General features: G+C 69.0%; 18 protein-coding genes, 1 tRNA gene and 1 pseudogene. 14 read left to right on the top strand and 6 right to left on the bottom strand.

Annotated elements, in window-relative coordinates; genetic code table 11:
* Nucleotides 1-1,092, top strand: a 1,092-nt coding sequence (locus ACIGYR_RS28615; protein ID WP_400014325.1) for a (Fe-S)-binding protein, incomplete at its 5' end; no start/stop codon positions are given.
* A 197-nt stretch (nt 1,093-1,289) separates the two neighbouring features.
* Here ACIGYR_RS28615 and ACIGYR_RS28610 read toward each other — a convergent pair.
* A complete protein-coding gene (locus tag ACIGYR_RS28610) occupies nt 1,290-1,616 on the bottom strand; it encodes an antibiotic biosynthesis monooxygenase family protein (RefSeq protein ID WP_399603278.1) in 327 nt (108 codons plus the stop codon).
* A 538-nt stretch (nt 1,617-2,154) separates the two neighbouring features.
* Between ACIGYR_RS28610 and ACIGYR_RS28605 the strand changes: the two genes are divergently transcribed.
* On the top strand, nt 2,155-3,282 hold the full coding sequence (locus ACIGYR_RS28605) for a YIP1 family protein (RefSeq protein ID WP_399603281.1): 1,128 nt from the start codon (nt 2,155-2,157) through the stop codon (nt 3,280-3,282).
* Nucleotides 3,283-3,354: 72 nt separating this feature from the next.
* On the opposite strand, the gene ACIGYR_RS28600 is transcribed toward ACIGYR_RS28605, so the two are convergent.
* A complete protein-coding gene (locus tag ACIGYR_RS28600) occupies nt 3,355-3,858 on the bottom strand; it encodes a phosphoribosyltransferase (RefSeq protein WP_391846266.1) in 504 nt (167 codons plus the stop codon).
* Between the two features lie 13 nt (nt 3,859-3,871).
* The gene (gene dcd / locus ACIGYR_RS28595; RefSeq protein WP_161287729.1) at nt 3,872-4,447 is read right to left on the bottom strand and encodes a dCTP deaminase; all 576 of its coding nucleotides are present in this window, start codon (nt 4,445-4,447) and stop codon (nt 3,872-3,874) included.
* A gap of 527 nt (nt 4,448-4,974) precedes the next feature.
* On the opposite strand from dcd, the gene ACIGYR_RS28590 reads away from it, so the two are divergent.
* The 6 genes and pseudogenes from ACIGYR_RS28590 to ACIGYR_RS28565 form a co-directional block, all read left to right on the top strand.
* Nucleotides 4,975-5,048: transfer RNA gene (locus ACIGYR_RS28590), tRNA-Gly, on the top strand.
* A 780-nt stretch (nt 5,049-5,828) separates the two neighbouring features.
* The gene (locus ACIGYR_RS28585; RefSeq protein WP_399603283.1) at nt 5,829-6,491 is read left to right on the top strand and encodes an HAD-IA family hydrolase; all 663 of its coding nucleotides are present in this window, start codon (nt 5,829-5,831) and stop codon (nt 6,489-6,491) included.
* A gap of 106 nt (nt 6,492-6,597) precedes the next feature.
* Nucleotides 6,598-7,962: a helix-turn-helix domain-containing protein gene (locus ACIGYR_RS28580; protein ID WP_399603286.1), complete on the top strand. Its 1,365-nt coding sequence runs from the start codon at nt 6,598-6,600 to the stop codon at nt 7,960-7,962.
* A gap of 46 nt (nt 7,963-8,008) precedes the next feature.
* Entirely contained in the window at nt 8,009-8,224 is a 216-nt protein-coding gene (locus ACIGYR_RS28575; protein ID WP_033320602.1) for a type II toxin-antitoxin system VapB family antitoxin, read from the top strand.
* A complete protein-coding gene (locus ACIGYR_RS28570; RefSeq protein ID WP_399603289.1) occupies nt 8,221-8,643 on the top strand; it encodes a PIN domain nuclease in 423 nt (140 codons plus the stop codon). Before ACIGYR_RS28575 ends, ACIGYR_RS28570 begins: the two co-directional genes overlap by 4 nt.
* Before the next feature lie 230 nt (nt 8,644-8,873).
* Nucleotides 8,874-8,954: pseudogene (locus ACIGYR_RS28565) on the top strand (DNA-binding response regulator); the annotation flags it as partial.
* 74 nt (nt 8,955-9,028) lie between these two features.
* On the opposite strand, the gene ACIGYR_RS28560 reads toward ACIGYR_RS28565, so the two are convergent.
* Entirely contained in the window at nt 9,029-9,388 is a 360-nt protein-coding gene (locus ACIGYR_RS28560; protein ID WP_399603293.1) for an MMPL family transporter, read from the bottom strand.
* A 388-nt stretch (nt 9,389-9,776) separates the two neighbouring features.
* Here ACIGYR_RS28560 and ACIGYR_RS28555 point away from each other — a divergent pair, with 388 nt between their 5' ends.
* On the top strand, nt 9,777-10,301 hold the full coding sequence (locus tag ACIGYR_RS28555; protein WP_399604111.1) for a gluconokinase: 525 nt from the start codon (nt 9,777-9,779) through the stop codon (nt 10,299-10,301).
* A 337-nt stretch (nt 10,302-10,638) separates the two neighbouring features.
* Nucleotides 10,639-12,477, top strand: coding sequence for a glycoside hydrolase family 15 protein (locus ACIGYR_RS28550; protein ID WP_399603297.1), 1,839 nt, complete (start codon nt 10,639-10,641; stop codon nt 12,475-12,477).
* Between the two features lie 146 nt (nt 12,478-12,623).
* Here the strand turns inward: ACIGYR_RS28550 and ACIGYR_RS28545 are convergent, their stop codons facing one another.
* On the bottom strand, nt 12,624-13,418 hold the full coding sequence (locus ACIGYR_RS28545) for an SDR family oxidoreductase (protein ID WP_399604114.1): 795 nt from the start codon (nt 13,416-13,418) through the stop codon (nt 12,624-12,626).
* Between the two features lie 532 nt (nt 13,419-13,950).
* Here ACIGYR_RS28545 and ACIGYR_RS28540 point away from each other — a divergent pair.
* The 3 genes from ACIGYR_RS28540 to ACIGYR_RS28530 are packed head-to-tail and all read left to right on the top strand — an operon-like array spanning nt 13,951 to nt 16,791.
* Complete coding sequence (locus tag ACIGYR_RS28540; protein ID WP_399603299.1) at nt 13,951-14,190, top strand: ferredoxin; 240 nt, start codon at nt 13,951-13,953, stop codon at nt 14,188-14,190.
* Nucleotides 14,187-15,557 carry an NAD(P)/FAD-dependent oxidoreductase gene (locus ACIGYR_RS28535; protein WP_399603301.1) on the top strand — a complete coding sequence of 457 codons (1,371 nt, stop codon included), beginning with the start codon at nt 14,187-14,189 and terminating at the stop codon, nt 15,555-15,557. The genes ACIGYR_RS28540 and ACIGYR_RS28535 overlap by 4 nt, the downstream gene beginning before the upstream one ends.
* A 13-nt stretch (nt 15,558-15,570) precedes the next feature.
* Complete coding sequence (locus tag ACIGYR_RS28530; protein ID WP_399603303.1) at nt 15,571-16,791, top strand: cytochrome P450; 1,221 nt, start codon at nt 15,571-15,573, stop codon at nt 16,789-16,791.
* 171 nt (nt 16,792-16,962) lie between these two features.
* Here the strand turns inward: ACIGYR_RS28530 and ACIGYR_RS28525 are convergent, their stop codons facing one another.
* Nucleotides 16,963-17,760 (bottom strand): DUF1963 domain-containing protein, encoded by a 798-nt coding sequence (locus tag ACIGYR_RS28525; protein WP_399603306.1) that lies wholly within the window; start codon nt 17,758-17,760, stop codon nt 16,963-16,965.
* A 78-nt stretch (nt 17,761-17,838) separates the two neighbouring features.
* Here ACIGYR_RS28525 and ACIGYR_RS28520 point away from each other — a divergent pair, with 78 nt between their 5' ends.
* Nucleotides 17,839-18,306 carry a DUF5990 family protein gene (locus ACIGYR_RS28520; protein WP_399603309.1) on the top strand — a complete coding sequence of 156 codons (468 nt, stop codon included), beginning with the start codon at nt 17,839-17,841 and terminating at the stop codon, nt 18,304-18,306.
* Nucleotides 18,307-18,450: the final 144 nt, after the last annotated feature.

Raw genomic sequence — 18,450 nt, 5'->3', positions numbered from 1 at the left:
GCCTGCGTCGAGCAGTGCCCGGTCGACATCGAGCACATCGACCACATCGTCGACATGCGCCGCTACCAGGTCATGATCGAGTCCGCGTTCCCCTCCGAGGCGGGCACGATGCTCAAGAACCTGGAGAAGAAGGGCAACCCCTGGGGCCTGGCCAAGAAGCAGCGCCTGGAGTGGACCAAGGAGGTCGACTTCGACATCCCGGTCGTCGGCCGTGACATCGAGGACCTCACCGAGGTCGACTACCTGTACTGGGTCGGCTGCGCCGGCGCCCTGGAGGACCGCGCCAAGAAGACCACCAAGGCATTCGCCGAACTCCTGCACATCGCGGGCGTCAAGTTCGCGATCATGGGCGGCGACGAGAAGTGCACCGGCGACTCCGCCCGCCGCCTGGGCAACGAGCCCCTGTTCCAGGAACTCGGCATGGAGAACGTCGCCGCGCTGAACATGGCCTTCGGCGAGGAGACCGACGACGAGGGCAAGGTCGTTCCCGAGTCCGCGAAGCCGAAGTCCGCGAAGAAGATCGTCGCGACCTGCCCGCACTGCCTGAACACCCTCGGCAACGAGTACCCGCAGCTCGGCGGCGACTACGAGGTCATTCACCACACCCAGCTGCTCCAGCACCTCGTCGACGAGGGCAAGCTGATCCCCGTCACCCCCGTCGAGGGCATCATCACCTACCACGACCCCTGCTACCTGGGCCGCCACAACAAGATCTACACGCCCCCGCGCGAGATCATCGGCAAGGTCCCGGGCCTCAGGAACGAGGAGATGCACCGCCACAAGGAACGCGGCTTCTGCTGCGGCGCCGGCGGCGCCCGGATGTGGATGGAAGAGCGCATCGGCAAGCGCATCAACAACGAGCGCGTCGACGAGGCCCTCGCCCTCAACCCCGACATCGTCTCCACCGCCTGCCCCTTCTGCCTGGTCATGCTCACCGACTCCGTCAACGGCAAGAAGAACGAAGGCCAGGCGAAGGAGTCCATCCAGGTCGTCGACGTCGCCCAGCTGCTGCTCGACTCCGTCCGGACCCCGCTCGACCCGGCGGGCGAACCCCGGACCGAGAGCGAACCGGAACCCGAACCCGCGAAGTAACCGCTCACTGAAAGACCCGACGGCGCCCCCTGACCCGCACAGGCAGGGGGCGCCGTCGTTCACGTGACAGGGGAGCGCCATCGTGTACGTGACACGGTGGCGCCGCCGTGTACGTGCCAGGGGGCGCCGCCGTGTACGCGGCAACGGGGCGCCGCCGGATACGCGGCAACGGGGCGCCGCAGTCTCATACTTCCGGGCTAGGCGCCCTTCGGCGCCGCCTGCTGCACCACGTCGAAGGACCACAGGGTGGAGCCGGAGGCCGCCGGCTTCGGGCGCTCGCCTCCCTCGCCGCCACCCTGGTGCGCGGACTTCATCGGGCCCTCCATCCACGCCTGGAAGGACTCCTCGTCCCGCCAGCGCGTGTACACGAGGTACTGGTCGGTGCCCTCGACGGGACGCAGCAGCTCGAACCACTCGAAGCCGTCGGAGTTCTCCACCGCGTGGGCCCGCGCGGCGAACCGCTTCTCCAGCGTCTCCCGCTGCTCGGCGGGGACGGTCAGCACGTTGATCTTCACTACGCTCATGGACCCATCCTGGACCATGCCCCCCGGCCGGCCTCAGAAGGCGGTCGGAACGGCGTACGCCAACAGGCCGAGTACGAAGCCGCTCCCCGGCGAACCGGTACGACAGCACGCCCGGGCGAACCGGTACGACAGCACGCCCCGGCGAACCGGTACGACAGCACGCCCGGGCGAACCTGTACGACGGGTTCGCGCGCCTTCGGCGTGACCACCGTGGGCGTCTCCACCAGCGGCACCCCGCAGTTCGGCGGGGTCCTCGCGGACTGAGACGGCCCCGGACCGGGACGGGCCGGTTCAGCCCGGGACGGACCGAGACGGCCGCGGCAGACCGAAACGGCCGGGACAGACCCGAGACAGAGCGCGGCAGACCCGAGACGGACCGGGTCACACCCGGGACGGACCGGGTCACACCCGGGACGGAGCGCGGCAGACCCGGAAGGAACCCCTGAGGACCCTGCTCCCCCGGGGAAACCCCCTGAGGCCCTGGCGCCCCCGGAACCCCGAGGAACCCCCGGTGCCGGGCCTGACGGTCCCTTAGGGGATGTCACAGGTCGGCCGCAAAGCCGGGCCCGGACCACCGGGCCCGGCCCGTCGGCCGCCGGCACCAGGTACGTTCGATGACGTGGCTGGATTCAGGATCGGACGCGGGGGCCGGGACAACCGCACCCCCCAAGGACAGCAGGCGCCCCAGGGAGCGCCGTACGGGCACGGGCGCGGAAACGGCCCCGCTCAGCCCGGGGGACACGCGCAGCCCGGGGGGCACGCGCAGCCCGGGGGGCACGCGCAGCCCGGGGGAGCGCCGTACGGTCAGCCCTCGCACGGGCGGTCGCGCCCGTCGGGCCCCTCGTACGGCTACCCGTCGGCGCCACAGCCGTCGTACCCGCAGCAGGGACAGCAGCCCTCGTACCCGCAGCAGAGACAGCAGTACGGCTACCCGGGGCCGGCCGACGACGGACCGGAGTACTTCGGCGACGGCGGTTACGCGGATCCCGGACCGGCCGGGCACGACCCGTACGCGGCCAACAACCCGGGGCACACGCAGGCGTTCTCGGTCGACGAGGCGGCCGGCTACACCCAGGGCGCGACCTATCACTCCGGCTCGGCCGCCGCGCCCGCCGGACCGGTCGGGCCGCCCCTGCACTGGAAGGAACTGCTGAAGGGGATCATCCTCTCCCCCGACCAGACGTTCCTGCGCATGCGGGACTACACGATGTGGGTCCCGGCCCTCGTCGTGACCTTCCTCTACGGCCTGCTGGCCGTCTTCGGCTTCGACGACGCCCGCAAGGACGCGATCGACTCCTCGTTCTCCACCACGGTGCCGATGGTGCTGTTCGCCGCGGTCGCGATGGTGCTGGGCCTGTTCGTCCTGGGCGTGGTCACCCACACCCTGGCCCGCCAGCTCGGCGGTGACGGCGCCTGGCAGCCCACGGTGGGCCTGTCCATGCTGATCACGGCCCTCACGGACACGCCCCGTCTGGTCTTCGCCATGTTCTTCGGCGGCGACGCCGGCTTCGTGCAGATCCTCGGCTGGGCCACCTGGATCGGCGCGGGCGCCCTGCTGACCCTGATGGTCTCCCGCTCGCACGACCTGCCCTGGCCGAAGGCGCTGGGCGCGGCGGCGATCCAGCTGGTGGCGCTGCTGTCGATAGTGAAGCTCGGCACGTTCTGAGCAGCCTCGCGCACGGAAAGGGCCCCCGGCAGTCGGCCGCCGGGGGCCCTTTCCCCTGTGCGTGCCGTGGGGCTAGGCGTCGAGAACCTGTCCGGCCCGCTGCACCACGGGCGGCTCGACACTCCACGGGAAGTTGATCCAGTCATCGGTCCGCTTCCACACGTACTCGCACTTCACGAGGGAGTGGGACTTCTCGTAGACCACCGCGGAGCGCACCTCGGCGACGGTGTCGAGGCAGAAGTCACGGACGAGCTTCAGGGTCTTGCCGGTGTCCGCGACGTCGTCGGTGATCAGCACCTTCTTGTCGGAGAAGTCGATCACGTTCGGCACGGGCGCGAGCATGACCGGCATTTCCAGGGTGGTCCCGACGCCGGTGTAGAACTCCACGTTCACCAGGTGGATGTTCTTGCAATCAAGGGCATAGGCGAGGCCGCCGGCGACGAACACCCCGCCACGCGCGATGCTCAGCACGATGTCGGGCTCGTAGCCGTCGTCGGCGATGGTCTGCGCCAGCTCCCGGATGGCGAGCCCGAACCGCTCGTAGGTCAGGTTCTCCCGCACGTCTGCGTCGCTCATGTCGTCGTAGCCCTCACACCTGGGTCCGATGGAAATTGAGATAGGACCGCGAGGCGGTCGGCCCGCGCTGCCCCTGGTACCGGGAGCCGTACCGCTCACTGCCGTACGGGGACTCGGCGGGCGAGGTCAGCCGGAACATGCACAGCTGTCCGATCTTCATGCCCGGCCACAGCTTGATGGGGAGCGTGGCGAGGTTGGACAGCTCAAGGGTGACGTGTCCGCTGAAGCCGGGGTCGATGAACCCGGCGGTGGAGTGGGTGACCAGTCCGAGCCGACCGAGCGAGCTCTTCCCCTCGAGCCGCGAGGCGAGATCGTCGGGCAGCGTGATGACCTCGTAGGTGGAGGCGAGCACGAACTCCCCGGGGTGCAGGATGAACGGCTCGTCGCCCTCGGGCTCGACCAGCCGGGTCAGATCGGCCTGCTCGACGGAGGGGTCGATGTGCGGGTACCGGTGATTCTCGAACACCCGGAAATACCGGTCCAGCCGCACGTCGATGCTCGACGGCTGCACCATGGATTCGTCATAGGGATCGATCCGTACCCGCCCGGCGTCGATCTCGGCCCGGATGTCCTTGTCTGAGAGAAGCACGTAGCGAGGATACGCAAGGCGCGCGGAGCCCTGACAATCGCAACGGCTCCGCGCGCCCGCTGTCACGCTCCGGCTACAGCCGGTCTGCTGACCTTCCCGTTTACCGCTTCTCCATGACCACGGGCACCGCACTGCGGAGCCGGGCGCATCGCGGACACCGCACGAGCCGGCCGGGGCCGAGCCGCCCGGCCTGCTGCATCGGGAACGAAGCGGTGCTGAAGACGTGCCCGTCCGCGCAACGGACGACGGTGCGTTCCATCAAGTCACTCAAGTCCCTCAAGTCCCTTCCCCAAGAGCCTCGTCCGGCGATTCTGCCCGGACGACAAATGCCACATTACGGGATCAAAGAGAGGACTCTCCAGGCGGCACTCCGGCCTCCACGGTACGCCCCAACTCCAGCCACCCGCAGTCGGATCCCACCCTGAAACAGCCTCAAACCTCCGGGGTCCCGGCACCCGGGGTCGGCGATGATGTACAGTGAGCAAGCGTCCGGGCCAGGGATCTGCGGAGACCATGTCCTGACATACGCGGGTGTAGTTTAATGGTAGAACATCAGCTTCCCAAGCTGAGAGCGCGAGTTCGATTCTCGTCACCCGCTCCAAAAGAAACCCCAGGTCGCCGACCTGGGGTTCACTTGTCGTCTAGACCATTTTGAGGGCGGCGTGCCCTCCGCGTGCCCTAAGTCGAGGCCAAGCGACCTCTCAAGGGGCGCGCGAGCGCCAATTTCGGCGAGCCATCCTTGATCGCCTCACATGGCGAGACGCATTTGGGGGACACCTTGCGCAGGCCGGTCAGAGCCGCCCGCTGGTGCTGACGCTCTGCCGTGTCTGTGAGGTCCCGGATCTGATGAACCAGCTGGGGTGTGTATGCGAGCTCGACGAGATCCGCCATCCAGCCGGCTTTCCTGGGCGCGGGATTCCTCCGCGTCGGCTGTGTCAGCGAGGCCGCGCAGATCGGCGAACACTCCATGGTCGACCGTCACCACTAGGAGCGCATCGCTCTCCATTTCCGTGAACAGGTCCGGATGGGCAAGGTCTAACCACCATCCATCAGGATCTCGCCGTCACGGCCCCGCCCTCGGACCTCGCCGTCCGGGACGAAGCCCAGACTCCTCCCCATCCCGCTCAGGTTGTAGTCCCGCCGGCACTTGGCCTTGATCCCGAGTCGTTGCGGGTACCGCTTTTCCGTCCGGCCGGACTCCGTCGGTAATAGGACCACTCAGCAGGGGCGACCATGCCGGACTCCGGCAGTGTTGAGTGCGCCCTTCTGCACGACACCCGAAGCGGCCCGCGCGCCGTACAAGTCCTGCGGCTTGTACAGCATCCGTGCGCCCGTCGCGCGGTAGCGTCTTCGTGAGGCCGAGCGAGAGGGAGCACGCAGCATGCCGCAGCCCGTGGACACCGCGGACCGCCAAGCCAAGCAAGGGCTCATCCTGGACTTCGCCGGGGTGCTGACCGCCGATCCGCTCGCCGTGCACCGCGCCTGGTGCGAGTCGGAAGGGCTTCCCCCGGAAGCGTGGCGCGCCACCCTGAACGACGACCCTGAAGGCCGACGGCTCTACACGGCACTGGAGATCGGTGAGATCGGCCAGGAGGAGTGGAACAAGCGCACCGCAGCCCTTCTCGGTGCACATGTCGCACCGGACAACCTGATGGGGCGCGCCTGGGCCGCGGTGCCCCCAGCTCGGCGCATGGTCGCGCTCGCACGAGCTGCCAAGAGCGCGGGGTACCGTCTCGCTCTCCTGTCGAACAGTTTCGGCACGGACCCCTTCAACCCGTACGAGCATGCTGGGATTTGGGACCTTTTCGATGTGCGCGTCATCTCGGAGCAGGTCCGCATGGCAAAACCCGAGCCTGCCATCTATGAGCTGACGTTGAAGCGTCTCGGGCTTCCTGGGCAGGCGTGCGTGTTCGTCGACGACCACCCTCGAAACCTGCCACCTGCCGAGGCCCTGGGCGTCACTACCGTCCTGGCGACGGATGAAGCCGCCACGGTGGCCGATCTTGAGGCATTGCTTGGAGTGAGCGCCACACTTTCCGTCTAGCAGTGACTTCCAGCCAACTCACCGTGCCGACGGTACCCATGGGTGTTGCCCGTCGTAAAGCAGTGGGTACGGTCCGTGCCTGGTCGGTCGGGGAGGAGTTGCTGCGATGCAGTGGTCCGAGTACAGCACCGCTGAACGGCTCAAGACGCTGCGCGGTGCCATGACGCAGGAGCAGTTGGCTGAAGCGGCCAACGTCTCTGTGGGTGTTGTGCGGAAACTGGAGCGGGGCGGCACCGCTTCCCTTCCTTCGCTTCTGTCCATTGCCTCTGCGCTTGGGACGGACATCGCCGTGCTCCTCGGCCAGCAGGCGCCGCGTCGATCCATGGACCGCGACGAGCGTGCAGCACTGCGCGCGCTGTCCGCTGCCACCCACGATGCCGCGATCGGCATCCCCACCGGCACTGAGCCGGGCACCGTCGAAGAACTCCGCGGTGTCGTTCGGCGTGCTGACGCGGCCTATTGGGCGGGCCGCTACACCGAGCTCGGTGCGCTGATCGGCGCCTTGCTGCCCGAAGCTCGCGCCCGATACGACGCTGCGGACGCCGACGAGCGGGAGGCCGCGGCCGGCGTCCTGGCCGATGTCTTCCAGACTGCCGGTATGGCCGCGAACGTGTGGGGTTCACGGGACCTGGCCTATGCGGCGCTCACCTACGGCCGACAGATCGCCGTGCAGGCCAGCGACGACCTGCGGGATGCCCACCTGGCCGCCACCACGGCGTGGGTGAATCTCCGCGACGGGCGGACCGCGCAGGGGTTTGCGCTCGCTGCGGCTCAGGCCAACCGGATCGAGCCGAAGATGTCCGAGCACGATCCAGACCGGCTGTCGGTGTACGGGCAGCTCGTCACGAACGCTGCTGTGGCCGCGTCCCGGGGTGGCGCCTCGCCGGACACGGCGCGGGAATACCTTTCGCAGGCGCATGCGGTCGGTGCCCGCCTCGGGGCGGAGCATGCTCGTGGTCGGCATGCGCAGCCCTTCGGGCCGCTCTACGCCGCCACGCAGGCGATGAGTATCGCCGTCGCCCTCGGCGACACCGGCGGTGCGCTCCGGCTCATTGAAACCCCAGGTCAGCAGCCTGGGGTTTTCTTGTTGTCCAGACCTTTTATCACCCCTCGCGCTCCGGACACGACTCGAGATAGGGCACGCGGAGGGCACGGAGCCCCTCGGCGTATCCGGTCGCCACCAACCCTCTCCTCAACTGCGCCGCCTGGCACGCCCCTTGGCGCGCGGGGCCATGGCACGACACGAGCCAAAGCCATCAGCGTGCCGTTCTCTTGGCGAAGGGCGACGACACCGCACATGAGACCCCGGTGCAGCAGGTCCTCTTCAGCGCCCTTGTGCGGCCTGCCCGCGACGGTGTCAGGTAGCCGCTGTCCGTGGTTACACCGAAGAACGTCGTGGTCGTTGGTCACGGAAGCGCGACGCCGGCTGACCATTCTGTCCAGGTCGACCACCTGGTCATGTATCGCTTGAGATATCATTGATGGCGTTTGCGATATCCACGCAGGAGGTGGACGGTGTGAGTCGAACCGTGATCGACCTCGACGACCAGCTGGTGGCAGACGTGGCCAAGGCCCTCGGCACCAGCACCAAGAAAGAGACGGTCAACACCGCTCTCCGCGAGGTCCTCGAGAACCGGCGGCGCGCTCTGGCGCTCACCCGCCTGCGCGCCGCGGCGGAGGAGGGCGCCTTCGACCTGGACCTCTTCGAGGACAAGGGGAACTACCGCCGGTGAACGCCGCGCAATTCCTCATCGACACCAGCGCACTCGCCCGGCTGCTGCGTGGCGATGCCGAGCAGTACGGATGGGACCAGGCGGCAGCAGCCGGGCTGATCGCCACCTGTCCCATCACCGAGCTGGAGTTCTTCTACAGCATGCGGTCCGCCGCCGACCGCACACAGGGCATCGAGGACATGCGTGTGCTCTTCGGCTGGGTACCGGTCGACGATCGCGCCTACGACCGCGCCTGGCAGGTCCAGGAGATTCTCACGCAGCGTGGACAGCACCGCAGCGCCGGAGCCGTCGACCTGGTGGTGGCCGCCACGGCCGAGCTGCAGGGACTGACCCTCCTGCATCGCGACCGGGACTTCGAGTGCATCGCCGCCGTCACCGGCCAGGCGCTCCAGTGGTACGGCCCGGAAGCCGGCAAGTGAGCTGAGTCGAGCATTGTTCCGAGGAAGCACGAGAGCCGACCCCGTCATGGGGGCGCACGACACCGGAAGGCGTGTGCACGAGCGAAGGCATCCCCGACGAAAACGGAACGGGCTCTGCGCTTGACTCAGCAGGGCGTCCGGGTCCACGCAACACCGTCGGCGCGACAGATCAACGCAGGTCAGAAAGGTTGCGGCCGCAGGTCAGACCCACCGCCTCGGCTCCGTCGGAAGGCACGGACGGCCTCGCCGCCACCGCCGCCATCTGCGCCGACCCGGAGCTGGTCACCACCCGCGTCCTCATCCCGACCACCCGGCCTGGCCTGCTCCAACGGGTCGTGCTGGCGTCGGTGAGGTCGTTGGCCTCGACCTTGTAGGTGACGGTCGCTTAAGCCGTCGTACCGTCCTTGCTGACCGCCTTCGCCCGGAACGGGTCGGCGGCACTCGCCACCTGCGTGCCGTCGGCCGGCTCGGCGACGGCCTTCTCGACGGCCCGCCTGTGCCCGCTCACGGTCACCTTCTCACCGCTCGGCGCGACGAAGACGACACGGGCGGTCGCACCGTCGGCCGTGGTCCCCGGGAAGCGCTCCTCCAGCAGGTCGAACGCCTTCTGGGACTCGATGCCCGGCATGGAGAACTCCTCGTCGGAGGCGCCCGGGGCGTTGAGGGCGCCCAACCCGACGGCGGCCAGGACGGCCGCCCGCACCAGGGCGACGTACCAGCGTCGCCGGAAGGCCAGACGGCCCACTCGATACAGGAAAGTAGCAACGGCACTCCACATCTGGTGCCGACTGTCCGTCCAGGCTCTCCGGGACCGGCCCGTCGTGTCGTCGTGCGCCTGCCGACGATCCCCGCTACTGCAGCCGCCGAGCGCCGGGGCGGACCTGACCGTGGTCATCGCACTGGGAAAACGCAGTAGGGACCGGCCGACAGGTCCACCGTGGGTACTACAGGGGCACTCCCTGCCTCAGGTCGAAGGCACCCCGCGTTCAGACATCGACGTCTCGGCATTCGATGAGCGGGCGGGATGGCCGCGGGGGCCGGTTCTCGGGGGCCTCGGCTGTCTGGACCGGGGAGTGCGAGCGATAGTGGAGTAACTCATTCCGCTGCCAGTTCCGGGAGGACCGTTGGCCGAAGTGGTCGGCGGTTCGCGCGTGGTGATCGTGATGGGTGTGTCCGGGTCCGGCAAGTCCACCGTGGGCGTCCGGCTCGCGGACCTGCTCGGTGTGCCGTTCCTGGAGGGGGACGACCTCCACTCCGCGTCGAACCGCGTCAAGATGGCGTCCGGACACCCGTTGGACGACGCTGACCGGCGGTCCTGGCTGGCGGCGGTCACGGAGTGGATCCGGACCACCGGGTCGAGTGGACACGGAGGTGTTGCCGCCTGTTCCGCGCTCAAGCGCGCGTATCGCGACCAGTTCCGCCGTGCGGCAGCGAACGTGTGGTTCGTGTATCTGGCCCTCGACCGTGAGGTGGCCGCGCAGCGCATGACACGGCGCAGGGGCCATTTCATGCCGCCGGGGCTGCTCGACTCCCAGTACGCGACGCTGGATCCGCTGCACGCCGACGAACCGGGCGTCACCATCGACGTCAACGACTCGGAGAGCCCGGCGGAGGTTCTGGCGGCTGTGGTGCGGGCGGTGTCCGCGCCGGAGCGGTGACCGCTCCCGGCCGACCGAGTGGCACAACCCGTGACGAGGGACCCGCGGCTGTCCCGCCCGGCCCGGTGCCGTCCGTGACCGCGTCGGTCCGGGCCCACAACAGGTCCGGATGGATCTGATCCACCTCCGTATGGTCATGCCGTCCGCACTCACCGAGGTGACCGTCGGACTGCTCGCCCCGCACCCCGCGTCTGCAGCGGCGCCGTGGCACCGCGCCGCTCGCCGTGCCGGAGCGACGGGGTCGCGGGGGTAGGGCACGACGAGCCGGAGCCGGAGCTCCGGCATAGCCTGATCGAGGGGGCATTCGGGTGAATCGCACACCGGAAGGGGCGCCCCGATGGACGACTACCCGCTGATCGAGAACCACGGGCTGATCGGTGATCTGCAGACCGCGGCGCTGGTGACCACCGAGGGAGTGATCGACTGGTTCTGCTCCCCGCGGTTCGACTCGCCGAGTGTGTTCGGGGCGCTTCTGGACCAGGAGAAGGGCGGACACTGCTCGGTTCGGCCGGCGCACCCGACCCATGCGACCAAGCAGCTGTACCTGCCCGACACAGCGATCCTGGTGACCCGGTTCATGACCGAGGCGGGCGCCGGTGAGGTCGTCGACTTCATGCCCGTGACCGGTACGACGGCCACGCACCGTCACCGCCTGGTCCGCCTGGTCCGCTGTGTACGCGGCACCATGAGGTTCGATGTGGAGGTCGCCCCACGGTTCGACTACGGGCGCAGCAAACACCAGTTGCACACCACCCCGCACGGAGCGGTCTTCGTCGCGGAGGACGGCACGGAACTCACCGTGCACCCCGTCCGGGAGCCGGAGGACGACCGGATCGCCGACGTTCTCACGGACCGGGATGCCGACCTCCAGGTTTCGCTGACCCTGGAGGCGGGCCAGCAGCGCGGGCTGATTCTGGAGATGGGCGCCGAGGGGCCGCCCAGGGAGATCCGCCGCGCCGAACACGAACGGCTATTCGAGGAGGCGGCGGCGTTCTGGCGCTCCTGGCTGGCCCAGTCCCGCTACACCGGGCGCTGGCGGGAGGTGGTGGAGCGTTCCGCGATCACGCTCAAGCTCATGACCTTCGCCCCCAGCGGCGCCGTGGTGGCCGCTCCGACGGCGGCCCTCCCGGAGCAGCTGGGCGGCGAGCGCAACTGGGACTACCGCTTCACCTGGATCCGGGATGCCTCCTTCTCCGTGTACGCCCTGCTGGGACTGGGCTTCACGGAGGAGGCCAGGGCGTTCATCGCCTGGCTGGGCGACCGGGTCAGGGAGGGGGCCGGCGGGGACGGGAACGCGGGCCCGCTCAACATCATGTACAAGGTCGACGGCGCCTCCGACCTGAGCGAGCTGATCCTCGACCACTGGGAGGGCTATGCGGGTTCCGCCCCGGTGCGGATCGGCAACGGCGCCGCCACCCAGCTCCAGCTGGACATCTACGGCGAGGCGCTGGACAGCATCTACTTCGCGCACCGGCACGGTTTCGAGGTCGGGCACGAGGGCTGGACCTCGCTGCGGACGGACCTGGACTGGCTGGCCGACCACTGGGACCAGGCGGAGGAGGGAATCTGGGAGACCCGCGGCGGTCGCCAGGACTTCACGTACGGCCGGGTGATGTCGTGGGTGGCGTTCGACCGCGCGTTGCGACTCGCCCAGGCGAAGGGGTGGCCGTCCGCGGCCGGACGCTGGCAGACCGAGCGGGACGCCGTCTACGAGCAGGTCATGGCCGAAGGGTGGAGCAGGGACCGGCGGGCCTTCGTCCAGCACTACGGCAGTGAGGTCCTGGACTCCTCGCTGTTGCGCATGGCGACGGTCGGGTTCCTCACTCCCGGGGACCCGATGTGGGCGGCGACCCTGGACGCCATGGAGGAGGAACTGGTCAGCGACAGCTTGGTCTACCGCTACAACCCCGATGCCTCGCCCGACGGCCTGCGCGGCTCGGAGGGCACCTTCTCGCTGTGCACGTTCATGTACGTCGACGCCCTGGCACGCGCGGGACGGACCGACCGGGCGAGGCTGGTGTTCGAGAAGATGATGGGGTATGCCAACCACCTGGGCCTGTACGCCGAGGAGATCGACCCGACGGGCCGTCAGCTCGGCAACTTCCCCCAGGCGTTCACCCATCTCGCCCTCATCGACTCGGCCATCACCCTGAACGAGGCGCTCGACAAGAAGTAGTCGGGCCGAGGTTCAGCCCTCGTCACCGGAGCTGCCGCGCCACAGGTCGGCGTCGGTGAGGCGCTCCCAGCTCGCCGTGGGTGTCCAGCCAGTACAGCAGGGCGACCGCCGGGACGAGGTCAGCCGCCAGTGGTCAGCCGCAGTGGTCAGCCGCCGGTGGCGAAGCCCGGGAAGAGCGTCATCCCGCCGTCGACGTAGAGGGTGGTGCCGACGACGTAGTCCATGAGGTCGGAGGCGAGGCCCACGGCCGCGTAGCCGATGTCCTCGGGGTCGCCGATGCGGTCGTAGGGGATCAGCCGCAGCAGGTCCTCCCGGGCCTGAGGGGTCTCCCAGGCGCTGCGGTTGATGGGGGTCCTGATGGCCCCGGGGGCGATCGCGTTCACGCGGATCTTCTTCGGGGCGAGTTCCTGGGCCAGGGTCTCCATCATCATCTGCACCCCGCCCTTGGAGGAGGCGTAATTGACGTGCCCGGCCCACGGGATGATCTGGTGCACCGAGCTCATGCAGATGATCTTCCCGGCCGCGCGCGACACCTCGGGCACGACACCGCGGCGCAGGAACTCCTTCGTCGCCTCACGGGCGCACAGGAACTGCCCGGTGAGATTGACGTCCAGGACCTTCTGCCACTGGGCGAGGGTCATGTCCGTGAACGGGGCGTCCCGCTGGAGGCCCGCGTTGGCGACCAGGATGTCGATCGTGCCGAACTCCCGGACCATCCGGTCCATCATGGCGACGACCTGCTGCTCGTCGGAGACGTCCGCCTCGTAGGCGGCCGCCCGGACACCGAGGGCGGCGATCTCCTCGACCACCTCCTCGGCCTCCTCGCCGCCGGCCACATAGTTGACCACGACATCGGCCCCCGCCCGGCCCAGAGCCACGGCCGTCGCCCTGCCGATCCCGGAGTTCGCGCCGGTCACGAGTGCCTTCTGCCCGCGCAGCAGGTGGGCGGGGATCACGCCCTGGGATGTCCCCTCGGTCGAACTCACGGTGGAACTCACGATGTCCTGCTCCTCCACTGCGTGGCCGGTTCTGCCGGGTCCGCAGCCCGGAGGTCCTGGCATCAGACAAGCACCGGGGAGGGACGGCGGCATGCCATGGTGGAGTGCGTTGCGCTGCCCGGCGGAGAATTTTCGCCCGGTCGGGGTCCGGCCCCGGCGCAGGCTCAGACCAGCCGCTCCAGCAGGTGGTCGCCGACCCGGAGGGCGTTGGCTCGGGGTGCGGGTGATGCGTGCGCGGCATAGGCTGATCGGGCCAAACAGCAGGATTTCCAGGCGGTCCCACGGACGCCGGTCGCCTCGTGGGTGATGGCCGATTCCTTCTGCGGAGACCCGACAAGCGCGGTGTGCCACCTCCCAGTTCGCCGAGGTGGGCAGGCAACGGCCGAACCCCTTTCTCTCCGGCCCTCCCGCACTTCGCACGCCGGAAGGGCGGCGGCTTCGGGGTCCGCGCCTCGCAGTCCCTGTGGAGGTCGGGATGAGAGTTGTCGTTGATCTTTCCCGCTGTGAAGGGTATGCGCAGTGCGCGTTCCTGGCTCCTGACGCGTTCCGGATGCACGGCGAGGAAGCGCTGATGTACGCCTCGAACCCTGACGACGCCCAGCGCGACCGGGTGCTGCGCGCCGCGGCGGCCTGCCCGGTCCAGGCGATCCTGGTCGACCGGCTGGAGGAGCGGCCGGAGGGGCGGGACGTACCGGTGGAGGCAACGAGGCCATGACCAGCGCCGACAACCTGCGAGCGTTCAAGCGCGAGGGCCGCATCGTGATCGTCGGGGCGTCCCTGGCGGGACTGCGGGCCGCGGAGTCCCTGCGCGACGAGGGGTTCACCGGATCGTTGACCATGATCGGTGACGAGCTGGGCGAGCCCTACGACCGGCCTCCCCTGTCCAAGCAGGTGCTGACGGGGTGGGTGCCCGCCGACGGCACCGTGCTGCCGCGCCGGCGTGACATCGACGCGGAGTGGCTGCTGGGCGTGCCCGCCGACGGGCTGGACCTGGCCACCAACCACGTGCGTCTCGCCGACGGACGCGAGATCCCCTTCGACCGGGTGCTGATCTCCACCGGGGTACGGGCCCGGCCCTGGTTCGTCGAGTCCGAGGCGGCCCTGGACGGAGTGTTCGTCGTACGTACCCGTGAGCACGCCGAAGGTCTGCAGCGGGCCCTCGCCGCCGGACCCTCCCGCGTGCTGGTCATCGGTGCCGGATTCACCGGCTCCGAGATCGCCTCCATCTGCCGCGAGCGGGACATCCCGGTGACCGTCGCCGAACTCGCGCCGGCCCCGCTGGTCGGCGCGCTCGGCGCCATGATCGGCGAGGTGGCATCGGACATGCAGCGCGCCCACGGTGTCGACCTGCGGTGCGGTGTCAAGGTCACCCAGCTGGAGGGCGACGCACAGGGGCGGCTCCGCCGCGCCCACTTCGACGACGGCAGCACGCTCGACGCCGACGTGGCGGTGGTGGCACTCGGCGGCATCCGCAACACCGAGTGGCTGCGCGGCTCGGGACTGGCGGCGGGGGTCTGGGGCATCGCCTGCGACACGGGCTGCCGCGCCATGGACCTCAACGGCCTGATCACCGACGACATCTTCGTCGCCGGGGACGTGGCACGCTGCCCGAACCCGATCTACGAATACCGGCTCATCTCGCTGGAGCACTGGGCCAACGCCGTGGAGCAGGCCCGGGTCGCGGCCCACAACATGGTCAACGGCCAGGCGGACCGCTGGCCCCACCTGTCCGTCCCGCTGTTCTGGTCGATCCAGTTCGGCGTCAACATCAAGTCCGTCGGCGTGCCGACCTTCGCCGACGAGGTGGTCGTCACCCAGGGATCGGTGCCCGACCACCGCTTCGTCGCCGCCTACGGCTACCGGGGCCGGGTCACCGCCGCGGTGAGCTTCAACAACGCGAAGTGGCTGGACCACTACCGCCGTCTCATCGAGACGGCCGCGCCCTTCCCGCCGCCCTGCCCCATGCCCGACCAGCCCGTCGACTTCCCCGGCCCCTCCCTGCTCGCCCAGGGCGCCACCGTGGTCGTCACCGGACACGACCCCGGCGAGCGGCGGGTCACGGCCGCGCAGTACCGCCGGTAGGAGGGAGAGCGAGATGACCACGGCCGAGTCACCCGACATGCTGCACCGGATCCTCGACTACTCCTCCCGGCCCGACCCGTACCCCCTCTACGCCGAGCTGCGCAGGACACCGGTGGCCCGGCAGGAGGACGGCAGCTACGTCATCAGCACGTACCGCGAGCTCACGGACGTCCTGCACAATCCGCACCTGAGCTCCGACGTCCGCCATCTGTCGCATCCGATGCCCTCGGTCGAGGGAACGACCACGCCGCCCTTCATCAACCTCGACCCGCCCGACCACGACCGGCTGCGGCGGATGGCGATGCGCCACTTCGGCCCCCCGCACACCCCCGGGCTGGTGACCGGCCTGGAACCCGACCTGACCGCCACGGTCGGCCGCCTGATCGACGACTTCGCGGACAAGGAGCAGATCGACATCGTCGACGACCTCGCCTACCCGTTCCCCGTCACCGTGATCTGCCACCTGCTCGGCGTGCCCCGCGAGGACGAACCGAGGTTCCGTCTGTGGGTGAACGACATCATCGACTCGATCGACTACGACCCCAGGACCGACCCCAGGGAAAAACTCGACAACGGCGTACGGGCCCGCGGCGAACTGCGCCAGTACCTCGGCGGGTTGCTGGAACAACGCCACGGCCGCCCGGGCGACGACCTGTTGTCCCGCCTCGCCAACGACGACGGGCCGGACGGACGGATGACCGACGAGGAGATCATCAGCACCGCCAACCTGCTGCTGATCGCCGGCCACGAGACCACCGTCAACCTCATCACCAACGGCATGCTGACTCTGCTGCGCAACCCTCAGGTGCTGCAACGACTACGCCACGAACCGGATCTGATCGTGCCGCTGGTCGAGGAACTGCTGCGCTACGAGCCGCCCGTGCACATCATTCCCTGGCGGGCGGCGTACAGCGACATCACCGTCGCCGACACCGTCATTCCCCAAGGCTCGCAGATCATGCTGATGCTGGCCGCGGGCAGCCGCGATCCGGATCGCTTCCACGATCCCGACCGCTTCGACCCCGACCGGCAGGACAACCAGCACCTCGGCTTCGGCAGCGGCATCCACCTGTGCTTCGGCGGCCCGCTGGCCCGACGGGAAGCCCAGATCGCGCTGAGCGAGCTGGTACGCCGCCTCGACCGGCCCAGCCTGATCGCCGACCCGCCACCGTACCGGCGCAGCCCCGTGCTGCGCGGGCCGATCCATCTGCGCATCGAGCGGAGCGGCGGCTAATTCGAGCTCGTGCCCCAGCCGTGCCCTTCAGGGCGGACAGCAAGGCCAGTGGCCTGAGGCTGTTTGTTGTCCAGTCCGATATGGGCATGGTCATACAGGTCGCGCTTCGGCTGCACGGCCGGACGGGTTTTTGCGGCGGATGCGGCTCCCGCGAATCTTCTGCCGTGCGCGTCAACAGCAGAGGACCTGTGCCACTGCCTTGCGGAAGTCGCCGGCCGCGAGCGCTCTGGCCGGGATCGTGAAATACAACGTTCCGGCGTCACCCCAACCCCATCCGAGTTCGGTGTCCTCGGCAAGCTGGAGTAGATGGACGGCTGCGCCGTCGGCGTCGCGAGACGACACCTTCAGCGTGTACGAGGTGTCCGGCCAACCGAAGGCGCAGTGACTGCCGGCGGTGTTTCCATCGAGATCTCCCATCTCGCTGAGGATCAGCGATGCCGCTCCCCAGTGTTGGCCCCTGTCGAACTCCACGTCATCGTCCTCGACGTCCCAGCAGTCCGGGAGCATGGTCACCTCAGCCGCGTGGACCGGCATCGCCGCGTAGCTTCTCGCTGGTTCGGGGGCTGTCACCATGACTGCCTGTGTCGGGTCGGCGGGGATGACGCGGCATACCCCGGGTTCGGACACGTCCAGTTTGCGGTACTCCTCGTACGGCAGGTCTGGATCCAGGTAGAAGAAGTTGAGCAGGCCAGGTCGTACGGGCAGTTCCGTGCCCAGCCAGCTAGCGAGAGCATCCGTGTCCAGTACGGCGTGCAGGGACAGCGGAACACCGTTGTGTTCGGGCCAGAGGGTCTCCGGTTCGAGGAGGGCAGGACCCCCAAGCCGACATTGACCGGTTGCCCGGGACCTTTCGGTTGAGCGGATCAGCCGAAAGCCGCGGCGGCCCATGGCAGCAAACTGCCGACCGGCCCTCTCACCGAGCCGCTGGGTGCACACCTCGTACAGGCTGCCAGGATCGTCGAATTGCATGCCAGGATCTTGCCAACCTCCGCCTGACCTCGGCCACCTTGAAGCAACAACTGCGCCAGGGGCGGGATGATGGCCGTCATGCGCATCCGCATCGACGCCTTCGACCTGCCCGGCCTCACTCGTCCCGCCTCTGTCGACGGCAAAGTGCCCGCCTACGGCAACATCCACGTCGCGGTGCAACGCCGCGACCGTCCGGCCGAACTCCTCGAGCCCCAGCCCGGCGACGCGCCGTCCGCGACCTGGACCCTGGAGTGCGCCACGAGCGCCTCGCCGGCCGGCACCGAGGTCAAAGGGCCCTACGTGCAGGATCGTCTGGGCCGACGGTTCATCTACCTGTCGTGGGGCACGGTCGACGAGTCGGGCACCTTCACGATGTTCCGCCGCGCCAAGCTCATGCTCGATGTCATCCCCGCCGACGTACTCGCCGCCGCCGCACGCGAAGGGCTGCTGATCGGACGCCTCGGCCTGACCGACGCGCAGGGCGGGCCCCTGTGCGCACGGGTCGAGCCCCCGCACATCACCTGGACCGCCGCTCGCGCCGGCTAGGAGGGCCCCCGGACCACGACTCCGTTGGCTGCCTTCACCCTCATGATGCCCATGGTGCCGTCCGAGGACGAGCGGGTGACGAGAACCGAAATCGTTCGGTGGAGGCGCCATGTGGTCTTCGTCTCGCTTCCGGGGTTCCGCCGT

Origin of the sequence: Streptomyces sp. NPDC053076, from assembly GCF_044546845.1 — a bacterium.
Lineage (GTDB): Bacteria > Actinomycetota > Actinomycetes > Streptomycetales > Streptomycetaceae > Streptomyces.
Note: the sequence above shows the minus strand (reverse complement) of the source record. Positions and strands in the feature narration are given on the sequence as shown.

Excerpts from the sequence above, each read along its gene's own strand:
- ACIGYR_RS28610 (WP_399603278.1), bottom strand. The coding sequence starts at position 1,616 with ATGAGCGTAGTGAAGATCAACGTGCTGACCGTCCCCGCCGAGCAGCGG.
- ACIGYR_RS28605 (WP_399603281.1), top strand. The coding sequence starts at position 2,155 with ATGTCACAGGTCGGCCGCAAAGCCGGGCCCGGACCACCGGGCCCGGCC.
- ACIGYR_RS28600 (WP_391846266.1), bottom strand. The coding sequence starts at position 3,858 with ATGAGCGACGCAGACGTGCGGGAGAACCTGACCTACGAGCGGTTCGGG.
- ACIGYR_RS28585 (WP_399603283.1), top strand. The coding sequence starts at position 5,829 with ATGCCGCAGCCCGTGGACACCGCGGACCGCCAAGCCAAGCAAGGGCTC.
- ACIGYR_RS28580 (WP_399603286.1), top strand. The coding sequence starts at position 6,598 with ATGCAGTGGTCCGAGTACAGCACCGCTGAACGGCTCAAGACGCTGCGC.
- ACIGYR_RS28550 (WP_399603297.1), top strand. The coding sequence starts at position 10,639 with ATGGACGACTACCCGCTGATCGAGAACCACGGGCTGATCGGTGATCTG.
- ACIGYR_RS28540 (WP_399603299.1), top strand. The coding sequence starts at position 13,951 with ATGAGAGTTGTCGTTGATCTTTCCCGCTGTGAAGGGTATGCGCAGTGC.
- ACIGYR_RS28535 (WP_399603301.1), top strand. The coding sequence starts at position 14,187 with ATGACCAGCGCCGACAACCTGCGAGCGTTCAAGCGCGAGGGCCGCATC.
- ACIGYR_RS28530 (WP_399603303.1), top strand. The coding sequence starts at position 15,571 with ATGACCACGGCCGAGTCACCCGACATGCTGCACCGGATCCTCGACTAC.
- ACIGYR_RS28525 (WP_399603306.1), bottom strand. The coding sequence starts at position 17,760 with ATGCAATTCGACGATCCTGGCAGCCTGTACGAGGTGTGCACCCAGCGG.
- ACIGYR_RS28520 (WP_399603309.1), top strand. The coding sequence starts at position 17,839 with ATGCGCATCCGCATCGACGCCTTCGACCTGCCCGGCCTCACTCGTCCC.